The organism is Variovorax sp. IB41 (assembly GCF_016405905.1).
In the GTDB taxonomy this organism is placed as follows: domain Bacteria; phylum Pseudomonadota; class Gammaproteobacteria; order Burkholderiales; family Burkholderiaceae_C; genus Variovorax.
The window spans coordinates 72090-94844 of record NZ_JAEFCB010000005.1; the positions used below are offsets into that span (position 1 = coordinate 72090).

Below are 22755 nucleotides of genomic sequence, written 5' to 3' on the forward strand. Positions count from 1 at the left end.
CAAGGCGCTGGGCGACGAATCGGCCGCCTACGATCGCGCGCTCGAGCGGGCCGGCCACTACATCGCCTCGAACGCGCTCGAACCCGTAAGACCGCCAAGGTCGTGCAGGTGCGCGGCGGCAAGCGCTCGCACGTCGACGGCCCGTTCGCCGAGGCGCGCGAGCAGCTTGGCGGCTTCATCCTCATCGAGGCGCGCGACCTCAATGCGGCGATCCAGCTGGCGGGGCGCATTCCGATGGCACGCTACGGCGCCATCGAAGTCCGGCCTGTAGAAACCCTCGAACGGAGAGCGGCATGAGGTACCTCTGCATCATCTACGGCACCGACGCCGAAACCGCGCACCTCTCTCCCCGCGAAATGGACCATTACGTGAACGAACACCTCGACTACGACCACGCCCTCCAGGCCCGCGGCAAGCTCGTCGCCTCCGAGGCGCTGCAGCCCGCCGAGACGGCGACCGTCGTGCGCATGCGCCGCGACAAGCTCTCGGTCACCGACGGCCCGTTCGCCGAAACCAGCGAATACCTCGGCGGCTTCTACCTGGTCGAAGCCGACAGCGACGAAGAGGCGCTCGAACTCGCGGCCGGCATTCCGTCCGCGCGTTTCAGCAGTGTCGAAGTGCGGCGCGTGAAGGGCAGCACGCGTGGCGCGGAGCGAACGCCATGAGCGGCGCGCCGCCCGCAACGCCGCCCGCCGCGCCCCCGGCCCGCGCCACGGTGCGCGAATGGACCGGCCTGGCCGTCATCGCGCTGCCGTGCATGCTCTATTCGATGGACCTCACGGTGCTGAACCTCGCGATCCCCTCGATCAGCGAGGAGCTCAAGCCCACGGCCTCGCAGCTCTTGTGGATCGTCGACATCTACGGCTTCTTCGTCGCGGGCCTCCTGGTCACCATGGGCACGCTGGGCGACCGCATCGGGCGGCGCCGGCTGCTCCTGATCGGCGCGGCCGCGTTCGGCATCGCCTCGGTGCTGGCCGCGTTTTCGACCAGCGCGAACATGCTCATCGCCACGCGCGCGCTGCTGGGCGTGGCGGGCGCGACGCTCGCGCCCTCGACGCTCTCGCTGATCCGCAACATGTTCCTCGACCCGGCGCAGCGCACCGTGGCCATCGGCGTGTGGATATCGAGCTATTCGGCCGGCGCCGTCATCGGCCCGGTGCTGGGCGGGGTGTTGCTGCAGTTCTTTCCGTGGGGCTCGGTGTTCCTCATCGGCGTGCCGGTGATGGTGCTGCTGCTGGTGCTCGGGCCCATTCTTCTGCCCGAGTACCGCGACCCCGATGCGGGGCGGCTCGACCTGGCCAGCGTGGCGCTGTCGCTGGGCGCGGTGCTGGCCGTCATCTACGGCATCAAGCAGATCGCCGAGCACGGGCCGGGCGTCGTGCCCGCGCTGTCGATCGCGGTGGGCGTGGCGCTCGGCTGGGTGTTCGCACGACGGCAGAAGCGCCTGGCCAATCCGATGATCGACCTGCAGCTCTTTCGCCTGCCGGCCTTCACCGTCTCGCTCGCGGCCTACATGCTCGCGTGCTTCGTGATGTTCGGGCTCTTTCTGTACAACGCGCAGTACCTGCAGCTGGTGCTGGGCATGTCGCCGCTGCATGCGGGCCTGTGGAGCGTGCCGGGCGCGGGGGCCTTCATCGTCGGCTCGATGGTCGTCTCGGCGCTCGTGCGGCGCATGCGCCCGGCCTACGTGATGGGCGGCGGGCTGGCCGTGGCGGCGGTGGGGTTCGCGATGCTCGTGGTGCTGCCCGCGTCGGCCGCGCAAGGCGGGCTCGCCTGGCTGGTCGCGAGCGCGGTCATCTCGTCGCTGGGCCTCGCGCCGGTGTTCACGCTGGCCACCGACGTGGTGGTGGGCAGCGCGCCGCCGGAGCGGGCCGGCGTGGCCTCGGCGATTTCGGAGACCAGTTCGGAATTCGGCGGCGCGCTGGGCATCGCGATCCTCGGCAGCATCGGCGCGGCGATCTACCGCAGCACGATGGCCGATGCGGTGCCCACGGGGCTGGCGGGTGCGGCCGAAGTGGAGGCTGCGCGCAGCACACTCGGCGGCGCGGTGGCGCTCGCTGGCCAACTCACGGGCAGCGCGGGCACCGAACTGCTCGATGCGGGCCGCGCCGCGCTGCTGCACGGCCTGCGCCTGACGGCCGGCATCTGCGCCGCGGTGCTGCTCATCGTGGCCGGCCTCGTCGCCTTCCGATTGCGTGACTCGGGTGAGGCCGGCGAGCCCAATGCCCCTCGAACACCGGGTGCCGCCGCATTGCCGGAGCGCTGACGAACACCCATACTGGCGCTTCCACGACGAGACCACCGGAGCCTCCCATGAGCAACGAACTGCGCAAGAAGCTGCACGACTTGGCCGAACTCTGCGAGAACACCACCGATCCGCAGACCAAGGCCATCATCGAGGCGATCCGGCTGCAGACGGCCGTGCTGAACGAGCGGCTGTTCTCCATCGAGCTGCAGGTGGGCGCGCTCACCAAGCGCCTGGAAGGCGCCTCCGAAAGCACGGCCTCCTGAGGGGTCGGGCGAGGGGGCCGCCGCTTTGTAGGGATAATCCCGGCCATGAGCGGCAACACTTTCGGAACACTCTTCGCGGTCACCAATTTCGGCGAATCGCACGGCCCGGCCATCGGCTGCGTCATCGACGGCTGCCCCCCGGGCATGGCATTGAGCGAGGCGGACATCCAGGGCGACCTGGACCGCCGCCGCCCCGGCACCAGCCGCCACGTCACCCAGCGCAACGAACCCGATGCGGTGCAGATCCTCTCGGGCGTGTACGAGGGCAAGACCACCGGCACCCCCATCGCCCTCCTGATCCAGAACACCGACCAGCGCAGCAAGGACTACGGGCAGATCGCCCAGCAGTTCCGCCCCGGCCACGCCGACTTCACCTACTGGAAGAAATACGGCATCCGCGATCCGCGCGGCGGCGGGCGCTCCTCGGCGCGGCTCACGGCGCCCATGGTCGCGGCCGGCGCGGTCGCCAAGAAATGGCTCGCCGAAAAATACGGCATGGTGTTTCGCGGCTGCATGACGCAGATCGGCGACATCGCCATTCCCTTCGAGAGCTGGGACCACGTGCCCAACAACCCCTTCTTCGCCCCCATCGCCGACGTGAGCGAACTGGAGGCCTACATGGATCGCCTCCGCAAAGCGGGCGATTCGTGCGGCGCGCGCATCCGCGTCACCGCCACCAACGTGCCCATGGGCCTCGGCGAGCCGCTCTTCGACAAGCTCGATGCCGAAATCGCCTACGCCATGATGGGCATCAACGCGGTGAAGGCCGTGGAAATCGGCGCCGGCTTCGACAGCGTCACCCAGCGCGGCACCACGCACGGCGACTCGATCACGCCGACCGGCTTCGTCACCAACAACGCGGGCGGCATCCTGGGCGGCATCAGCTCGGGGCAAGACCTGGAGGTGAGCATCGCGATCAAGCCCACCAGCTCGATCATCAGCCCGCGCCAGTCGATCGACATCCACAACAACCCCGTCGAGGTGGTCACCAAGGGCCGCCACGACCCGTGCGTGGGCATCCGCGCGACGCCCATCGCCGAGGCGATGCTCGCGCTGGTGGTGATGGAGCACGTGCTGCGCAACCGCGCCCAGTGCGGCGACGTGCAGACCGACGCCCAGAAGAGCGAAGCCGCGTCCCCGCAGGCCTCTTTCCTCTAGTGCAAGCCCCGCCACCCGTGGCCGCCCAGCGCGGCCACCTGCTGGCATTCGCTGGTCTGTCGGCCAGCTATTTCGCGCACATCGGTTTCTTCAACCCCTACCTGCCGCTGTGGCTCAAGGACCTGGGGCTGCCGATCTTCACGATCAGCCTGCTGGCCTCGGTGCAGTCGGTCACGCGCGTGTTCGCGCCCTATGCCTGGGGCGCGCTCAGCGACCACACCGGCCACCGCGTGATGCTGCTGCGCTTCAGCGCGGCGGTGGCGCTGGCCAGTTCGTTCGGGCTCTGGTGGCACGGCGGCGCGTGGTGGCTCGCGCTGGTGCTGCTGGTCATGTTCACCCACACCAGCTCGATGATGTCGCTCACCGAGGCGGCCATGGCGCAGCTGGTGGCCGGCGACTGGGGCCGCTACGGGCGCATACGCCTGTGCGGCTCGGCCGGCTTCCTGGTCACCGTGTTCGTCGCGGGCGAGTGGTTCGACCGCTTCGGCATGAAGCACTTTCCGGCCTGGGCCGCCGGCACGCTGGCCATCGTGCTCGTCGCGACGATGAAGCTCCCCGACGTGCGCGAGCCCGTGGCCGCGCACGACGCCGCGCGCGAACCCATCGGCCCGGTGCTGCAGAGCCCCGTGGTGCGGTGGTTCTTCGCGGCGCTGTTCTTCCAGGTGATGTCGCACTTCTCGGTGTACGCGTTCTTCTCGCTGTACCTGGATTCGATCGGCTACACCAAGAGCACCATCGGCCTTTTGTGGGCGCTGTCGGTGGTGGCCGAGATCGTCTGGTTCTACCTGCAGGGCCGGCTCATCGGCCTCTTGCCGATGCCGCGCTGGATGCTGGTGTGCGGCATCGCGGCCGTCGCGCGCCTGGGGCTCACGGCCGGCCTGGGCGGCTTCATCGCCGCGCTGGTCGTCGCGCAATGGCTGCACGCGCTCAGCTTCGCGGCGCACCACACCACCTGCATCGCGGTGGTGTCGCGGCGCTTTCCGGGGCGGCTGCGCGGCAGGGGGCAGGCACTCTTCACCGTGATCGGCTATGGCTTCGGCGGCGTGCTGGGCGTGCTGCTGGGCGGCGCGGTGGCGCAGGAGTTTGGCTACCGCGCGATGTTCACCGCGGCGGCGCTGCTGGCGGTGGTGGGCAGCCTCTGCGCGTGGCGAGTTGTGCGGCTGGAGCAGGCCGAGCGCGCGGGCGCTTAGGCCCGCCCCGAGCCCGGCGCAGGCGCGTTCCCAACCCCATTCCATCGTGCGTCGTGCGTCGTGCGTCTTGCGCCTGTCGGGCGCCGCGCCCGCGAGCTTTTCAATTGCACCGAGGCGCGTGCATTGGAATTGGTTGTTTGCAATTTTTCCCAGATCAGGCATTCAATGAATGGAGCCTATTCATTCTTTTGAGAATTAATGGCCGAACGCCTGCGGCAAAAAGGAAACATCGCACCTTATCTATCTGTGCGATCTTTGGCACTCGAGACGGTTGTTGCGTGGCAAACGTCCTGAATCTTGCTTTCGATGCCAATTCAATTCCGCTCTAATTCCACGAACTCCTAAAGTCGATTCCGGACAGGGAGATGCCCGACTGCGGCGATCCTCCTCTGTGCACGCTCGAGAAACGCGAGCGCGCGCGCGTCCATCGTGCGGCAAATCAATCGTTATTCATGGCGTTGGGCCCGCGGGCTTTTGCCTGCTGAATAAAGTTTGTCTTTTGATTATTCAAAAGGCAAAAGGCGATTTGCCTTTTCAAAACCGAATCGAGCCCTGACCGTGATCCCAAAGAATTTCAAACCACGCCGGACCGTACCGCGCCTTTTCACCTCGCTTTTCATCACCTCGCTGGCGGGTGTATTTGTCCCCCTGGCCCATGCGGTCGTTTGGCAAGGCTCGGTCAGCACCGACTGGTCCGACGCGGCCAACTGGAGCCCCGCGGGCGTTCCGGGTGTCACGGACGACGTGACGGTTGGCGGTGCCACCTTCACGCCGGCGATCGGCGCTGCCACCTCGGCGGCCATCCGCGACCTTGCGGTAACCAAGGGCGAACTGACCGTCTCGGCGGGCAAACTGGAAGCGGCCATCGCCAAGGTCGGCACGGCGAGCGGGGGGTCGGCCGCGCTGAGCCTGCATGACGCCGGACGTGTCTCCAGCGTCTCCGGCGCCATCGCAGCGGCCAACAAATCCAATGGCACGGTCCATGTCGATGGCAAGGACTCCGTGTGGGCGAACGGCAAGGATCTCGTTGTGGGTGGCCGCGGCACAGGGACGTTGATGATCAGTGGTGCAGGCGTCGTGAAGAGCGTCAGTGCCGACGGCAATGTCGGTGGCTCCATTGGCACCGAGGCGGGCGGTGTCGGGTCGGTCCAGGTGCAGGGGCAGGGGTCCGCATGGGAGAGCAAGGGAGAACTCGTTGTCGGGCAGAAGGGTGAAGGCACGTTGACTCTTCTTGAGGGTGGGCATGTCACCAACGACACGGCCATCGTCGGCAACCTGGAGAAGTCCAAGGGCACGGTCACCGTCGATGGCACGGGCTCGACCTGGACGAGCAGCGCAGGCCTGAACGTAGGCGGGCGGGGAGCCGGCTCGCTGACGATCAGGAACGGGGGGACCGTGACGAGCGCGGAGGCTGATGGCGCAGTCAGTGGCGTGATCGGCGGCTATGCGGGTGCCGCGGGCTCGGTGCAGGTGCAAGGGCCTGGCTCTGTGTGGGAGAGCAAGGGCAGGCTCGACGTCGGCCAGTTTGGCGAAGGCACGCTGAGCGTTCGCGACGGCGCGCGGGTCGTCAACGACGGCGTGGTGCAGATCGCCGCGCAGCAAAACGGCGTGGGCAATGTCGCCGTCGATGGCAAGGATTCCGTGTGGGCCAGTGGCGGCAGTCTCTTCGTGGGGGCCCGTGGCACCGGCTCGTTGGCGATCAGCACCGGCGGCGTCGTGAGGAGCGGCCAGGCCGATGGACACAGCAGCGCCCACGTTGGCACCGAGGCGGGCGCCGTCGGCTCGGTTGTGGTTCAAGGGGGCGGCTCCACGTGGCAACACCGAGGGGACCTCAGCGTTGGATATGCCGGCGAAGGCACGCTGAGCATTCGCGACGGTGGACACGTCGAGAACGGCGGCGCAAAGATTGGAGCCGTCGCGAATTCCACGGGTGCGGTCGTGGTCGACGGGAAAGATTCACTGTGGGCAAGCAGCAAGGACCTGGGCGTGGGCGTCGGCGGCTCCGGCCCGCTGACGCCCAAGGCTGGCGAAGTGACCAGCGCGGGTGCATTCGTGGCGCCCAAGGGCGGCACAGAACGCTTCGAGGGCTTGACTTGGGCGAATGCAGGTGACCTGGCCGTTGGCGCCGCGGGCACGGGTTCGCTGGCGGTCACCAACGGCGGTCAAGTCACGAACACGCACGCATTCATAGGCATGGAGACCGGCGCCAACGGTTCCGTCACCGTCGATGGAAATGGCTCGCTCTGGAGGAGCGACGGTATTTTGTATGTGGGTCGCAGCGGGTCCGGCACCTTGAAAATCGGCGGGGGTGGCAAGGTCGTCAATATGGCTCTTACGGGTACGGCGTTCTATGTCGGCAGCACGGGCGCGGTCGTCGTCGATGGCGCCGGCTCCACTTGGGAAAGCCATGAGGGCTTTGCAGTCGGCGTCGCTGGGAACGGTTCGCTGACGATCCGCAACGCAGGGCTGGTCAAGAGCGCGGCATCGAAGACGGGCGAGATTTCTGCACGCATCGGTATGTTCCCGGGCGGCACCGGTTCGGTCCTGGTGGAAGGGCCTGCGTCCGCGTGGGAGATCCAGGGCGAACTCGAAGTTGCCGACGGAAGCGAAGGCACTCTGACGATCCGCGGCGGCGGCAGAGTCTCGGACGATGTCAGCGACGTGGCGAAAGACGAGAAGGCCAAAGGCGCGGTCGTTGTCGACGGCAGGGGCTCGGCGTGGAACACCACCGGCGCTTTGCAGGTGGCGACAAAGGGCACCGGTTCGCTGACGGTGGGCAACGACGGCTCGGTCAAGGCCTCGAAGGTTTCCATCGCCCAGAAAGCAGGCGCCATCGGCACCCTGAACATCGGCGCCGGCGCCGATGCCGCCGCCACCGGCGCCGGCACGCTCGACACGCCCACGGTCGAGTTCGGCCAAGGCACCGGCAAGCTGGTGTTCAACCACACGAACACCGACTACCGCTTCTTGCCGGTGATCAGCGGCCCGGGCAGCGTCGAGGTGCATGCCGGCACCACGCGGCTGGCCGACGCCAACACCTACAGCGGCGGCACCGCCATCCTGGGCGGTACGCTGGCCGGCACCGCCGCCAGCTTCGGCAGCGGCGCCATCGCCAACGACGGCGAACTGGTCGTCGACCAGGCGGTCAATGCGGCCTTCAACAATGCGCTGTCGGGCAAGGGCAACTTGACCAAGCGCGGCGCGGGGCAACTCGACTTCGTGGGCCAAGGCTCAGCTTTCACCGGCGCCACGCGCGTCGAGGCGGGCGCGCTCTCGGTGGTGAACGATCTGCTGATCGATTCGAGCATCACGGTGGCGAGCGGCGGCACCCTCAAGGGCAAGGGCGCCATCGGGACGACGCGGATCCTGGCGGGCGGCACCATCGCCCCGGGCGGCACCCTTGGCACCGGCGACGGGATGGCCACGTTCATCATCAACGGCGACTTCACGCAGGCGGCGGGTTCGACTTACCAGGCCAAGGTCAATCCAGTGATGCTCGGCAGGTCCGACAAGATCTCCGTGATCGGAGCCGCCACGCTTGAAGAAGGCGCCGTTCTGAACGTGGTGAAGACAAAGGCGCACGACTACTCACTCGGTGCCAAGTACAACGTGCTCCAGGCGGAGACCGGAATCACGGGCGCCTACACCCTCACGGGCGACACCGACCTGTCGGCATTCATCGGCCTGCGCCAGGGCACAGCGGACAACGTCCTGTACCTGGAGACGTTCCAGGCCAAGCCGCTGGCCGCGGTGGCTGTTACGCCTAACCAAACGGCCGTGGCGAATGCCATCGATCCTGCTGCGCCGATCGCTCCACCCACTTCTAACTTTATTCGGGCGGGCAAACGGCCAGCCTCGCCGACCGCGGCCGAGCCGGCGCCGCCTGTTGCAGTTCAGCCGACCGCGCCGGCTGTGGTTCAGCCGACTGCACCGGTCGTGGTTCAGCCGACCGCACCGGTCGTGGTTCAGCCGACTGCGCCGATCGTGGTTCAGCCGACTGCACCGGTCGTGGTTCAGCCGACTGCACCGGTTGTGGTTCAGCCGACCGCGCCGGTCGTGGTTCAGCCGACTGCACCAGTTGTGGTTCAGCCAACCGCACCGGCTGTGGTTCAGCCGACCGCACCGGTCGTCGTCCGGCCAACCGCACCGACTGCGGTCCGACCGGTTGCGCCAGTTGCGACGCAGCCGACCGCTGCGGCTGCAAGCCAGCCCTCCGCACCGGCTGAGGCCCCGCCAGCGACACCCAGCGCCCCCCAGGCGCAACCGCCGCGCAGCGTGCTGACCACGGCCCTCCTCAACCAGCAGACCGACGCAGCCGCCCGCGCCGCGTTCGACCAGCTCTCGGGCGACGTGCATGCCTCGCTCAAGGGCGCGCTGCTGGACGACAGCCGCTTCGTGCGCGGCGCCGCGCTGGAGCGCCTGCGCGATGCGTCGTGCAATGCCGCCAGCGGCTGCAGCGCCAGCAGGAGCACGCCGACCGTCTGGGCCTCTACCTTCGGCTCATGGGGCCACGCCGCGCAGCTCGATCGCACCATCGGCGGCTTCGCGGCCGGCGCCGACGTGGCGGTGGGCGACACCTGGCGCCTGGGCGTGATGACCGGCTACAGCCACTCGTCGTTCCAGGCCGATGCGCGCCACGCCTCGGCCAAGAGCGACGACTACCACCTGGGCGTGTACGGCGGCTCGCGCTGGGGCGACCTCGCGCTGCGCCTGGGCACGGCCTACACGCGGCACGACATCGACACCACGCGCAACGTGAGCTTCAGCGGCTTCAGCGGCAAGCCCGAAGCCCAGTACCGCGCCTCGACCACGCAGGCCTTCGGCGAGCTGGGCTACCAGGTGCAGGCCGGCGCCGTCGCGCTGGAGCCCTTCGCCAATCTCGCGTACGTGAACCTGCACACCAACAGGTTCAACGAACGCGGCGGCGAGGCGGCACTGCGCAGCAGCGGCACGGACAACGACGCCGCCTTCACCACGCTTGGCGTGCATGCGCAAGCCGAGTGGGCGCTGGGCGGCGTGCCGGTCACGGCCAAGGGCACGCTGGGCTGGCAGCACGCGCTCGGCGACACGGTGCCCGACGCGCGCTTCAGCCTCGCGGGCGGGCGCAGCTTCGAGATCGAGGGCACGCCCATCGCACGCGATGCGGCTCTTGTCGAAGCCGGCCTGAACTTCAAGGTCGCGCCGCAAGCCAACCTGAGCCTCACCTATTCGGGCCGGTATGGCGCCAAGGCGAACGACCAGAGCCTGCGTGCGAGCTTTGCGATGAAGTTCTGACGACGGCCCTCCGGGGCACGAACACAAAGAGGCCGCGAAAGCGGCCTCTTTTTTTGCCCCAAGCCGGCGGCGCGCTGCTGTTTCTGCCGCGCGCGCCATCGGGTTCGTCGCGCCGCGCCTTGTGGCACGGAGAACACGCAAATCCGAATGCGCACTTCTTCTCGCAATGTCCTCGCAATACCTAAATGTCTCGGACATCACTTTCAGGTTCAAAAAAATCAAAAAACAACGCTAATTTTTCAAATGTGAATTCGTTGGCAAATTGGTAATTTGCGAACCTGAATTGTCTTGAACATCACTTTTCAGGCGATTTTTATTCCGCTGCAAGTCGAGTAAACCCTAAAGTTCGGTCCGGATTCGGGCAGTCAGCGATTGATTTTCCCCGACGCGAATTGCCAATTCAATTTCGCAATCCATGGGCTTGCAAATGATTTATTTCCGCTGGCAATGGCCAGGTCATTTGCCGTTATTCAATTATTTATTCTTTGAGATCATGAATCGAATTTTTCGCCTCGTCTGGAATGCATCCGCGCAACTGTGGGTCGCAGCTTGTGAAACCGCAAAAGGGAAGGGCAAATCCACAGTGCATGCCGGCGCCGGCATTCTCTTTGTCGCGGCCATCGTTTCGGCAGGCGCACCCGGCAGCGCCCAGGCAGCGGGCCTGCAATTGTGCGGGGCTGGAACCGCGGGAGCCCGCATGGGTCATGACTCGACCGGCCTCTCCACCTTGGACTGCGGCACCGCCAACGGCAACAGCAACTTCGCCATCTCGACCGGCCTGGACGGGGAGGGTGGCGGCACGCTCGCTGGATCCAGCGCAAGTATTTCCGGAAACAGCAGTGGATTGTCTTTGGACACCACGGGGAAATTGAGGATGACCAGCAATGCAAATATCGACATGAGCGCCGGATCTTGGGCGCGCCTCAAAGCGGCAAATGAAGTCGAACTCTTTTCCGGTAGCTACATGAATTTGATTGCCGGTACGAGCTCCCATCTGGCGGGCGCGACGGGCGTTTTCATCAACGCGGAATCCGATGCATCGAAGAATGGAAAAACCGTCATTGGCGGAACGGGCATTGTCGATTTCCAGAATCAAAAGCTCGGCGGTGTGAATCCCGGGCTGATTTCCAACGACAGCAAGGAAGCGATCAACGGCTCCCAATTGAACGAGCTCGATCAGCGCCTGACCCTCTCGGTGAAAGCGGCGGCGGATGCGGCCGCCGCCGCCGACACCAAGGCCGGCAATGTGGTCGATATCGCCAATTCGGCCAAATCGGCCGCCGACGCCGCGAAGGCCCAGGCTGCCGACGCGCAGAAAACGGCCGCGGCCATGGACGCCCGCGTCACGCAAAACACCGCCGACATCGCCGGCCTCGACAAGAAGGCGACGGCCACCGAGGCCGTGGCCAACGCGGCCAAGACCGAGTCGGCCGCCGCGTCTGCCAAGGCCGATTCGGCGACCGCCGCCGCGACCGACGCCAAGACCCGCGCCGATGACGCCCATGCCGTTGCGACCGCCGCAGATACCAAGGCCGACGCGGCCAATGCGACGGCCAACGATGCGAAGACGCAAGCAGGCGAAGCGCAGAAGTCCGTGGCCGCACTCGACGGCCGCGTCACGAAGAACACCGCCGACATCGCGCGCATCGACGACAAGGCAACCGCCGCGAAGTCGGCCGCCGATTCCGCTGCCTCCGTCGCCAACGATGCGAAGACCCGCGCCGACGACGCGCACGCCGTGGCGACCACCGCGAACACCAAGGCCGATGCAGCCAGCGCAACGGCCAACGATGCGAAGACCCGCGCCGACGACGCGCACGCCGTCGCGACCACCGCGGACACCAAGGCCGACGCGGCCAATGCAACAGCCAACGATGCAAAGACGCAAGCCGGCGAAGCCCAGAAGTCCGTGAAGGACCTGGACGGCCGCGTGACCAGGAACACCGCCGACATCGCAGGCGTGGACGGCAAGGCAACGGCCGCCCAGTCGCTGGCCGGCGCCGCGAAGGCCGAGTCCGCCGCGGCGGCAACCAAGGCCGACACGGCGACCAGCGCTGCCACCGCCGCCAAGACCCAGGCCGACGAGGCCCAACGCACCGCGACCACGGCCGATGCCAAGGCGGACACCGCCAAGGCAACCGCCGACGATGCGAAGACCCAAGCCGGCGAAGCGCAAAAGTCCGTGAAGGACCTGGACGGCCGCGTGGCCACGAACACCGCCGACATCGCCGACGTCCGCGGCGACGTGAAGGCGGCCAGAACGGTCGCCGATGCCGCGAAGGAGCGCGTGGATCGCATCCAGGCACAAAGCGCGACGGTGGCGGTCGACGCCAACCCCGATGGCTCCGACGCCGCCGTGGTGCAAGCCGGCAGCCGGGGCGTTGCCGTGGGGCCGAAGGCGAACGCCCAGGGTCAGGGCGCAGTGGCGGTCGGTCCGGATTCGCTGGCAGCCGCCAACAACAGCGTGGCGATCGGCAGCAATGCCGCTGCGACCGCGCCGGGCGCCGTCGCCATCGGGGCAGGTTCGCTGGCCGATCGCGCCAACACCGTGTCGGTGGGCGCGCAGGGCGCCGAGCGCCAGATCGCCAACGTGGCGCCCGCCACCGAAGCGACGGACGCCGTCAACCTGCAGCAGGCGGTCGGGATCTCGCGCCAGACCTCCGCCCAGGCCCTGCGGCAAGCCAACGCGTACACCGATTCGAAGGTGAACGAGCTGCGGCGCGATGCGGACAGCGGCACCGCGGCCGCGATGGCCATGGCGGGCCTGCCGCAGGCGGCGGTGCCGGGCCGGCCGATGGCTTCGGCCGCAGTCTCGACCTACAAGGGGCAGACCGCGATCGCCGCCGGGGTGTCGATGCTGTCCGCCGACACCCGCTGGACGTACAAGTTCAGCGGTTCCGCCAACACCCGCGGCGACGTCGGCGCGACGGCAGGCGTCGGCTTCCAGTGGTAGGTTTCCCGATGCGCGCCGCGATGCGTTGACGCGATGCATCGATAGCGACAGCCCACGAAAAAAGCACCGCCCAGGCGGTGCTTTTTTTCGTCCGTCATTCGCTCGCGCGTTGGCTCCGGTGTGCCGCGGCGCGCTACTTCTTGCCCCGCTTCACCGGCTTGGTCACCGCGGTCTTCGCATTGCGCCCCTTGCCCTCCTTGCCGCCCCCGTTCTCCTTCTCGAACCGCGCGAAGTATTCCGACGCGAGCTTTCGCAGCGACCGCCCGATGTTCGCGTAGTCGTATTCGTTGAGGTTCGCCAGCGACACCCGCCCCGACGCGTGCTTGCCCCCGAAGCCGCGCCCCGGCAGCAGCACGATGCTGGTCTCCTCGGCGATGCGAAAGAGCGCTTCGTTGGGCTGCAGCTTCGTCGCGATCCACTTGCCGAAGCGCTCGCCATGCATCTGCGTGGCAATGTCCTGCAGGTCGAGCAGGTGGTAGTAGTTGACCGAGTTCGGGTCTTCCTGCATCGGCAGGCCCAGCTCGCGGTAGAGCGCTTCCTTGCGGCGCAGCACGATGCGCTTCATCGACTGCTTGTAGGCCTGCGGTTCGTCCATGAGGCAGAAGAGCGAGAACATCACCATCTGCGCCTGCACGGGCGTCGAAAGGCCGGCCGTGTGGTTCAGCGCCACGGTGCGGCTGTCGGCCACCAGGCGGTCGATGAACTTCAGCTTGCGCGGCTCGGTGGTGATGGAGCTGTAGCGCGCGTCGAGTTCCTTTTTCTTCGCCTCGGGCAGGGCCGCGATCTTGCGGTCGATGACGTTGTCCTCGTGCGTGGCCACCACGCCCATGCGCCAGCCGGTCACACCGAAATACTTGGAGAACGAATACACCAGGATGGTGTTCTGCGGCGCGATCGCGAACAGCGAGAGAAAGTTGTCCGCGAAGGTGCCGTACACGTCGTCGGTGAGGATGATGAGGTCGGGCCGTTGCTTGACGATGTCCGCGATGTAGCCCAGCACCTCGTCGCTCATCTTCACCGAGGGCGGGTTGCTCGGGTTGCAGAGGAAGAAGGCCTTGACCTTCGGATCGAGCAGTTTTTGCAACTCCTTCTTGGTGAACTGCCAGTTGTTCTCGGGCGGCGCGTCGATCAGCGTCTCGACGAGCTGGTAGTCGTTCAGGTGCGGAATCTCGATGTAGGGCGTGAAGATCGGCATGCCCAGCGCGATGGTGTCGCCGGGCGAGAGCACGTTGTTCTCGCGCAGGCTGTTGAAGAGGTAGGTCATGGCGGCCGTGCCGCCTTCCACCGCGTACATGTCGAAGGTGCCCACGAAGGGGTGGGTGCCGATCATCTCCTGGTGGATGTACTTGCCCACGATGATTTCCGAGAGCCGCAGCATGCGGTCGGGCACCGGGTAGTTGCAGCCCAGGATGGCCACGCACATCTCGTAGATGAAGTCGCCCGCCGACAGGCCCAGCTGGTCGCGCACGTACGACACGGCCGCCTCGATGAAGCGCGTGCCCGGCGCGCCCGCATGCGCCTTGGCAAAGATCTCGAAGCGCGCCTCGATGCCCTCGCGCCGCGGAAAGCCGCCCACGTGCTCCATGTAGATGTAGGAGCGCTCGGCCTCGCTCATCGCGAACTGGCCGAACTGGAAGAAGCCGTGCCGCGGCGTGGTGGCCAGGAAGTTCGGGTTGCCGCGCCCCGCGTTGAGCATGAGGCGGTCGCTCTGGCTCGCGACCTGGATCAGGGCGTCCTTCAGTTCGAACGGGCTCAGGCCCGCCAGTTTCTTCACGTCGCTGAAATCCATTGGATGCTCCTTGGTTGAAAAAGAAGAAGGGAAAACGGGAGAGGCCGCGCCGTGCTCAGACCAGCGCGACGATCAGCGGCCCGAGCAGCGTCAAGAACACGTTCGCCAGCGCATAGGTGATGGCGAAGGGCACGGTGGGAATCGAGTTTTCCGCCTTGCCCAGCACCTCGCCGAACGCCGGGTTGGCGCTGCGCGAGCCGCTCAGCGCGCCCGCGAAGACGGCCGTGTTGGCGTAGCGCAGCACGTACTTGCCGAACAGCATGGTCAAGAGCATCGGCACGATGGTCACGACCACGCCCACGCCGAAGATCGTGAGGCCCAGCTGCTTGACGGTCTCCACCGCCTGCAGGCCCGACGACAGGCCCACCACCACGACGAAGCCCGCAAGGCCCAGGTCTTTCAGCAGCTGCACCGCGGCCGGCGGCAGCGCGCCGAAGGTCTGGCGCCTAGCGCGGTACCAGCCGAAGACGAGGCCCGCGAGCAACGCGCCGCCGCCCGAGCCGAGCGTGAGCGGGATGTTGCCGAGCTTCACGCTCAAGAGGCCGACGAGAAGGCCCACCACGAGGCCCGCGCCCAGATACACGAAGTCGGTCTTGGCGCTCGGCACGATCACGTCGCCGACCAGCGCCGCCACGCGTTTGACGTCCTGTTCCGCGCCGAAGATCGACACCAGGTCGCCGGCCTGCACCACGGTGTCGGGCTGCATCGGCAGCGCCTTGCCCATGCGCGCGAGCCCCGTCACGAAGATGCCGTGGCGCACGCCGCCCGCGGTGGCCTGGCGGATCTGGTCCACCGTCTTGCCGTCGAACTCCTTGTTGGTGAGCACGATCTCGCGCTTCTCCAGCGTGAGCTCCATGCCGTCGACGGCGAACACTTCCTTGCCCAAGAGCGGCGCGCTCGCCACGACCGCATCGCGCCGGCCCACGGCGAGCACGATGTCGCCCTGGCGCAGCGCGAGCGTGGGGCTCACCTCGATGAACTTGCCATCGCGCTTCACGCGCTCGATGGTGATGGTGGTCGCAGGGTTCGCGTTCTCGATGTCGGCCACCGTGCGCTGCGGGTCGGTCGCGAGTTCGTAGATGCGGCCCACGAGCGAGGGCGCCGCCGCTTCCTGGTCGGCGCCGAGCACCTTCACGCCGGCCTGCTGCGCCGTCTCGGCCGCGATGGCGTCGTCGCGGATCGTGCGGCCCATGAACTTGGGCAGGATGTTGACGCACACGATGATCGCGCCGAAGGAGCCGAACACATAGGTCACCGCATAGCCGATCGCCACGTTGGCCTGCAGCCGCGCGGTCTCGGCTGCGGCGAGCCCGAGCTTGCCGATGGCATCGCCGGCCGTGCCGATGATGGCCGACTGCGTGAGCCCGCCCGCCGCCACGCCCGCGGCCAGGCCCTTGTCCAGCCCGCACAGCTTCGCCATGACCACCACCGTCGCAAGGCCCGTGGCGGCCATCACGGCGGCCAGGATGATCTCTTTCACCGACTGCCTGCCCAGCGAGCTGAAGAACTGCGGCCCGCTCTCGAAGCCCACCGCGTAGATGAAGAGCGCGAACAGCACCGCCTTCACGCCCGCATCGACCTGCACGCCCACCTGGCTCACGACGACCGCCACCAGCAGCGAGCCGGCCACGCCGCCGAGCTGGAACTTGCCGAACTTGATCTTGCCGATCCAGTAGCCGACCGCCAGCGACAGGAAGAGCGCCATCTCGGGCGACTTCTTGAAGAGGTCATGAAGCCATTCCATGGGTTTTTGTCCTTTCAGGTTATTTGGCGGTGTGAACCAGCCCGGCGAGGGCCACGATCAGCGGCCCCATCAGCGGCAGCACCACGTTCGAGATGGCATAGGTGATCGTGTAGCCCAGGAGCGGCGTGGCATTGCCCGCCGCGTTCTGCACCGCGCTCAACGCCGGCGTGCTGCACTGCTGGCCCGCGATGGCGCCCAGCAGCACCGGCGCCTCGAGCTTGAGCAGGCGCCGCCCGACGAAGAGCGAGATGCACGCCGGCACCACCGCCACCGCCACGCCCACCAGCGGCAGCGCGACGCCGAATTTCTTCACGAGCGCGATCGCCTGCGGCCCCGAGGCCAGGCCCACGCAGGCGATGAAGGTGGCCAGGCCCAGGTCCTTCATGAGCGCGAGCGCATCGGGCGGCACGCTCAGGCGGTGCGGGTTCTTCGACTGGTACCAGCCGAAGGCCAGGCCCGTGACCAGCGCGCCGCCGCCCGTGCCGAGCGAGAACGGAATGCCGCCGAGCTTGACGCTGAAGCCGCCGATGAATACGCCCAGAAGAATGCCCATCGCCGCGTAGCTGATGTTGCTGCGCGTCGAGGCGATGACGCGGTCGCCCACCAGCGGCAGCGTGCGCGCCACGTCGGCGGCCGGCCCGTAGAGCTGGAGCACGTCGCCGCGTTGCAGCTTCACCTGGTGCAGGAGCGGCATGACGTGGCCGTCGCGCGCCAGGCCCACGATCTGCAGCGCGGGCGGCAGTTGCGCATCGAGCTCGCGCAGGCCCCGCCCGAACCACTCGCGCCGGTTGACCACCACCTCGGTGGTCTCCACGACCGCATCGAAGGCGGTGGTGTCCGCGAACTCGCGGCCCAGCAGCTCGGCCACGTTCACCAGCGTGCTGCGCCGTCCGATGGCCAGCACCTGGTCGTAGGCCTGCAGCCGCAGCGCGGGCTCCACGTTCAGCTTCTGCCCGCGCCGCACCACGCGCTCGATGCTCGCGTGGCCGCCCAGGATCGACATGAGCTCGCCCACCGTGCGCCCACGGCCCACCGTGACGAGGAACACGCGGCCGACCATCTCGGGCGTGGCGCTGGCCGAGGCGGGGTTCTCGTCGCCGCCGCCCATCGTCTTCCAGAGCCTGTCGGCCTCGGCGCGCAGGTCCACGCGCAGGAGCAGCGGAAAAACCTGGCTCGTGGCGACCACGATGGCGATGAGCCCGAACACGTAGGTGATGGAGTAGGCCGTCACCACGTTGGCCTGCAGCTGCTGGATGTCGGCGAGCGGCAGCGCGAGCTTGGAGATCGCGTCGGTGGCCGTGCCCACCACCGCCGATTCGGTCGCCGCGCCCGCCATCAGGCCGGCGGCGGTGCCCTGGTCGAGCGAGAGAAAGACGGTGGCGCCCAGCACCAGCGCCAGAACGGTGACCACTTCGACCAGGCAAAGGAGCCCGAGACGCAAGCCCTTGGCATCGAGATTTGCAAAGAATTGTGGCCCGCCCGCATAGCCCAGCGCAAAGATGAAGAGCATGAAAAAAACATTCTTTACGCTGTCGTCGAGCTTGATGCCGAGTTGCCCGACCACCAGCGCGGCAATCAAGGTGCCGCAAATTCCGCCGAGCTGAATAGGGCCGAAGCGGATCTGTCCGACCGCGTAGCCAATGGCGAGCACGAGAAAAAGCGCTATTTCCGGGTGGCTCCTGAGGATGCCGGCCGCGTCCGCCATCACCGGGTTTTTCCCTTGCGGGACAAGGCGTTTCTCATGCTTGAAAGCATTGCGTCGGTAATAAATGGAGGAATTGAATTGGCGATTGAAGGTGACGATAAATCAACATTGAAAATATTTGTGAAAATTTAAATGGCGCGCGATTGGACGCCTTTGAATTTCTAAAACAATAGGCCTATCCCTATAAGGCTGATTAGCCGGTTTGCCCTACATTCGCAAATCCGGAGGCCGGGAATGAAATTCGCCGATCGACAGCCCGGCCCCCGGGTTTTCGATAACTACAGGCACTTGATTTAGTCGCCGCGCTGAAACATAGTTGCCCCCGTTCCCCAGTCACAAGACCCATCGCCCATCCCAAGGAGACACACCCATGCTCAGTTCGCGCAGCCGCCGGCCAGCCCTGGCCCTCGCAGTCCTTTCCGTCGCCGCCCTTGCGGCATCCACGGCCTTCGCGGCCGGCGAGCCGGTCATCGGCCTGGTCACCAAGACCGAGACCAACCCCTTCTTCGTGAAGATGAAAGAGGGCGCGCAGGAAGAAGCCAAGAAGCTCGGCGCCAAGCTGCTGTCGGGCGCGGGCAAGGCCGACGGCGACAACGCGGGCCAGATCACCGCGATGGAAAACATGATCGCGGCCGGCGCCAAGACCATCCTCATCACGCCCAGCGACGCCAAGGCGATCGTGCCGGCCATCAAGAAGGCGCGCGACAAGGGGATCATGGTGATCGCCCTGGACAGCCCGGCCGATCCGCCGGACGCGACCGATGCGCTCTTCGCCACCAACAACTACACCGCGGGCGTCTTGATCGGCGAATACGCCAAGGCCGCGATGGCCGGCAAGACGCCCAGGATCATCGCGCTCGACTTGCTGCCGGGCCACCCGGTGGGCGCGCAGCGGCACAACGGCTTCATGAAGGGCTTCGGCCTGGCGGCGAACGATGCCAAGTCGAACGAGCTTTCCAAGGCGCCCGAGATCGTCTGCATGGCCGACAGCTTCGGCGACCAGGCCAAGGCGCAGACCGTGATGGAAAACTGCCTGCAGAAAGCGCCCGACGTGAACCTGGTCTACACGATCAACGAGCCCGCCGCGGCCGGTGCCTACACCGCGCTCAAGCGCGCGGGCAAGGAGAAGGGCGTGATGATCGTCTCGGTCGACGGCGGCTGCCAGGGCATCAAGGACACCAACGCCGGCGTCATCGCCGCAACCTCGCAGCAGTACCCGCTGAAGATGGCCGCCATGGGCGTGGCCGCGGGCGTCGAATTCGCCAAGACCGGCAAGAAGGCCTCGGGCTATGTCGACACGGGTGTCACGCTGATCGCCGGCAAGAGCGTGGCGGGCGTGGAGAGCAAGGACACCAAGACCGGCGCCGAGCTGTGCTGGGGCAAGAAGTAATCAGGCACCGCAAGAACGAGACCGCAGGGAGCACACAACAATGACGACGACGAAATCCCCGACGCACCACATCCCGTGGGGCGCCCTCGGGCCTTGGCTGGCCCTGCTGGGCGCATGCATCTTCTTCGCGACGCAGTCCGACCGGTTCCTCACCGGCGAGAACCTGTCGCTCATCCTGCAGCAGGTGATGGTGGTGGGCGTGATCGCCATCGGCCAGACGCTGATCATCCTCACGGCGGGCATCGACCTGTCGTGCGGCATGGTGATGGCGCTGGGCGGCATCGTCATGAGCAAGTTCGCCACCGAGCTCGGGCTGCCCGTGCCGGTGGCCATTCTTTGCGGCGTGGGCGTGACGACGCTCTTCGGCCTGGTCAACGGCCTCCTGGTCACGCGCATCAAGCTGCCGCCCTTCATCGTGACGCTGGGCACGCTGAACATCGCGTTCGCGATCACGCAGCTGTATTCGTCGTCGCAGACCATCACCGATTTGCCCGCGAGCCTCACGGGGCTGGGCACCACCTTCGCCATCGGCGGCACCGAGGTCGCCTGGGGCGCGGTGCTGATGGTGCTGCTGTACCTGCTCGCGTGGTTCGTGCTGCGCGAGACGGGCGCGGGCCGCCACATCTACGCCGTGGGCAACAACGCCGAGGCGACGCGCCTGGTGGGCATTCCGACCCAGCGCGTGCTGCTGGGCGTGTACGTGGCGGCGGGCGCGCTCTATGGCATCGCTTCGCTGCTGTCGGTGGCGCGCACCGGCGTGGGCGACCCCAATGCGGGCCAGACCGAGAACCTGGACGCCATCACCGCGGTGGTGCTCGGCGGCACCAGCCTCTTCGGCGGCCGCGGCATCGTGCTGGGCTCGCTGATCGGCGTGCTGATCGTGGGGGTGTTTCGCAACGGGCTCACGCTGATGGGCGTGTCCTCGATCTACCAGGTGCTGGTGACGGGCGTGCTCGTGATCCTCGCAGTGGCGGCCGACCAACTCTCGCGCAAGGGAGCACGCTGATGAACACCGTTGCCAACCCCAAGATCGTCATGCAGGCCAAGGGCCTCGTGAAGCGCTACGGCCAGGTCACCGCGCTGGACGGCGTCGACTTCGAACTGCGCGAAGGCGAAATCCTCGCGGTGATCGGCGACAACGGCGCGGGCAAGTCCTCGCTCATCAAGGCGCTCTCGGGCGCGGTGGTGCCCGACCAGGGCGAGATCCTGCTGGACGGCGCGCCGGTGCACTTTCGCAATCCGCTCGATGCGCGCCGCGCGGGCATCGAGACGGTCTATCAAGACCTGGCCGTGGCACCCGCTATGACCATCTACGAGAACCTCTTTCTCGGCCGCGAACTGCGCCGCCCCGGGTTCCTGGGCAACGTGCTGCGCATGCTCGACAAGAAGAAGATGCTGCAGGAAAGCGCCGCGCGCATGGCCGACCTGAAGGTGGGCATCCAGTCGATGACGCAGGCGGTCGAAACGCTCTCGGGCGGCCAGCGCCAGTGCGTGGCCGTGGCGCGCAGTGCGGCCTTCGCGCGGCACGTGGTCATCATGGACGAGCCCACCGCCGCGCTCGGCGTGAAGGAGGGCAACATGGTGCTGGAACTCATCCGCCGGGTGCGCGACAAGGGCCTGCCCGTGGTGCTCATCAGCCACAACATGCCGCACGTGTTCGAGGTGGCCGACCGCATCCACGTCGCGCGGCTGGGCAAGCGCGCCGCGGTGCTCAACCCGAAGAAGATCAGCATGAGCGACACCGTGGCCGTGATGACCGGCGCCATGACCGCCGACCAGCTGCCCGCGGACGCGCATGCCTGATGTGGAGGCACCCACTGCAGCGCGCTCGCCCGACCTGCTGCGCCCGCGCGGCTCCAACCAGGTCGGCATGCGCCAGTTCAACGAGCGCGTGGTGCTGCAGGCGCTGCGCGTGCACACGAGCCTGCCCAAGGCCGACCTCGCGCGCCTCACGGGGCTGAGCGCGCAGACCATCGGGCTCATCACCGCGCGGCTGGAAGAAGACCAACTCATCGTCAAGCAAAACCGGGTGCGCGGGCGCATCGGGCAGCCTTCGGTGCCGCTCGCGCTGAACCCCGACGGGGCGTTTGCCATCGGCATCAAGGTGGGGCGGCGCGGCGCGGAGTGGCTCTTGATCGACTTCACCGCGCAGGTGCGCGAGCGCCATGCGATGAGCTACGACTTTCCCGATGCCGATGCGCTGCTGCCCGCGATTGCCGAGCACATCCATCGCCTGCGCGACGGGCTCGGTGCGCTCGCCGCGCGCAATGTCGGCGCGGGGCTCGCCGCGCCGTACCTGCTGGGCGGCTGGCACCGCACGCTGGGCCTGTCGAAAGCGCAGTCGGACGAGTGGAACCAGATGGACCTGCTGGCCGAGGTGCGCGCGCGCACCGAGGTGCCGGTGAGCTTCGCGCGCGACACCGTGGCCGCCTGCGTGGCCGAACTGGTGGGCGGGCGCGGGCATGACCTCAAGAGCTTTCTCTACATCTTCGTGGACACCTTCGTGGGCGGCGGGCTGGTCATCGATTCGCACCTGCACGCGGGCGCGAACGGCAATGCCGGCGCGCTGGCTTCGTTGCCGATGCAGCCGGTGCGTGCAGGGGGCGCGCTGCCGCCGCAGGTGATGGCCGAAGCCTCGCTGTGGGAGCTCGAGCAGCGCCTGCAGGGCGAAGGGCTCGACCCCGCCGCGGCCTACGACGACCGCGCGTTGCAGGCGCCATACGCCGCGGCCACGCAGGCCTGGCTCGGCTCGGCGTCGCTGGCGCTGGCGCATGCCATCGTCAGCAGCACCGCGGTGCTCGATTTGGCCGATGTGGTGATGGATGGATCGATGTCACGCGCATTGCTGCAGGCGCTGCTCGACCAGACGCGCGCAGCGCTCGCGCAATGCAACTGGGAAGGCCTGTGGCCGCCGCAGTTGCACGGGGGCAGGGTGGGGGCGCAGGCCTGTGCGCTGGGCGGCGCGATGCTGCCGCTCCATGCGAACTTCGCGCCGGATCACGATGTATTCCTGAAGGCGGCCTGAGCGCCTGCGCAGGGAC

15 protein-coding genes are annotated in these 22755 nt (G+C 67.3%); 12 read left to right on the top strand and 3 right to left on the bottom strand.

The window, feature by feature from the left end:
- Positions 1-102: 102 nt before the first annotated feature.
- The 8 genes from JC881_RS32400 (at position 103) to JC881_RS12185 (ending at position 13086) form a co-directional block, all read left to right on the top strand.
- The gene (locus JC881_RS32400) at positions 103-297 is read left to right on the top strand and encodes a YciI family protein (protein WP_332875233.1); all 195 of its coding nucleotides are present in this window, start codon (positions 103-105) and stop codon (positions 295-297) included.
- Positions 294-665, top strand: a complete 372-nt coding sequence (locus tag JC881_RS12155; protein ID WP_198785963.1) for a YciI family protein — start codon at positions 294-296, stop codon at positions 663-665. The genes JC881_RS32400 and JC881_RS12155 overlap by 4 nt, the downstream gene beginning before the upstream one ends.
- The gene (locus tag JC881_RS12160) at positions 662-2266 is read left to right on the top strand and encodes an MFS transporter (protein ID WP_198785964.1); all 1605 of its coding nucleotides are present in this window, start codon (positions 662-664) and stop codon (positions 2264-2266) included. Before JC881_RS12155 ends, JC881_RS12160 begins: the two co-directional genes overlap by 4 nt.
- 47 nt (positions 2267-2313) lie before the next feature.
- The gene (locus tag JC881_RS12165) at positions 2314-2511 is read left to right on the top strand and encodes a hypothetical protein (RefSeq protein WP_093433918.1); all 198 of its coding nucleotides are present in this window, start codon (positions 2314-2316) and stop codon (positions 2509-2511) included.
- Between the two features lie 45 nt (positions 2512-2556).
- Complete coding sequence (gene aroC / locus JC881_RS12170) at positions 2557-3669, top strand: chorismate synthase (protein ID WP_198785965.1); 1113 nt, start codon at positions 2557-2559, stop codon at positions 3667-3669.
- Between the two features lie 17 nt (positions 3670-3686).
- Positions 3687-4859, top strand: coding sequence for an MFS transporter (locus tag JC881_RS12175; RefSeq protein WP_332875234.1), 1173 nt, complete (start codon positions 3687-3689; stop codon positions 4857-4859).
- Positions 4860-5417: 558 nt separating this feature from the next.
- Positions 5418-10133, top strand: coding sequence for an autotransporter domain-containing protein (locus tag JC881_RS12180; protein ID WP_198785967.1), 4716 nt, complete (start codon positions 5418-5420; stop codon positions 10131-10133).
- 427 nt (positions 10134-10560) lie between these two features.
- Positions 10561-13086: a YadA-like family protein gene (locus JC881_RS12185; protein ID WP_198785968.1), complete on the top strand. Its 2526-nt coding sequence runs from the start codon at positions 10561-10563 to the stop codon at positions 13084-13086.
- A 133-nt stretch (positions 13087-13219) separates the two neighbouring features.
- Here JC881_RS12185 and JC881_RS12190 read toward each other — a convergent pair whose 3' ends face one another.
- From JC881_RS12190 to aspT (JC881_RS12200), 3 genes are read right to left on the bottom strand one after another with little or no spacing between them, the layout of a single operon-like run.
- Entirely contained in the window at positions 13220-14875 is a 1656-nt protein-coding gene (locus JC881_RS12190; RefSeq protein WP_198785969.1) for a bifunctional aspartate transaminase/aspartate 4-decarboxylase, read from the bottom strand.
- Between the two features lie 55 nt (positions 14876-14930).
- Complete coding sequence (gene aspT, locus JC881_RS12195; RefSeq protein ID WP_198785970.1) at positions 14931-16619, bottom strand: aspartate-alanine antiporter; 1689 nt, start codon at positions 16617-16619, stop codon at positions 14931-14933.
- Between the two features lie 19 nt (positions 16620-16638).
- Positions 16639-18324 (bottom strand): aspartate-alanine antiporter, encoded by a 1686-nt coding sequence (aspT, locus tag JC881_RS12200; RefSeq protein WP_198785971.1) that lies wholly within the window; start codon positions 18322-18324, stop codon positions 16639-16641.
- A gap of 370 nt (positions 18325-18694) precedes the next feature.
- On the opposite strand from aspT (JC881_RS12200), the gene JC881_RS12205 reads away from it, so the two are divergent.
- From JC881_RS12205 to JC881_RS12220, 4 genes are read left to right on the top strand one after another with little or no spacing between them, the layout of a single operon-like run.
- Positions 18695-19714, top strand: coding sequence for a sugar ABC transporter substrate-binding protein (locus JC881_RS12205; protein ID WP_198785972.1), 1020 nt, complete (start codon positions 18695-18697; stop codon positions 19712-19714).
- 40 nt (positions 19715-19754) lie between these two features.
- Complete coding sequence (locus JC881_RS12210) at positions 19755-20720, top strand: ABC transporter permease (RefSeq protein ID WP_198785973.1); 966 nt, start codon at positions 19755-19757, stop codon at positions 20718-20720.
- Positions 20720-21517, top strand: coding sequence for an ATP-binding cassette domain-containing protein (locus JC881_RS12215; RefSeq protein ID WP_198785974.1), 798 nt, complete (start codon positions 20720-20722; stop codon positions 21515-21517). The genes JC881_RS12210 and JC881_RS12215 overlap by 1 nt, the downstream gene beginning before the upstream one ends.
- Positions 21510-22739, top strand: a complete 1230-nt coding sequence (locus JC881_RS12220) for an ROK family transcriptional regulator (protein ID WP_198785975.1) — start codon at positions 21510-21512, stop codon at positions 22737-22739. Before JC881_RS12215 ends, JC881_RS12220 begins: the two co-directional genes overlap by 8 nt.
- Positions 22740-22755: the final 16 nt, after the last annotated feature.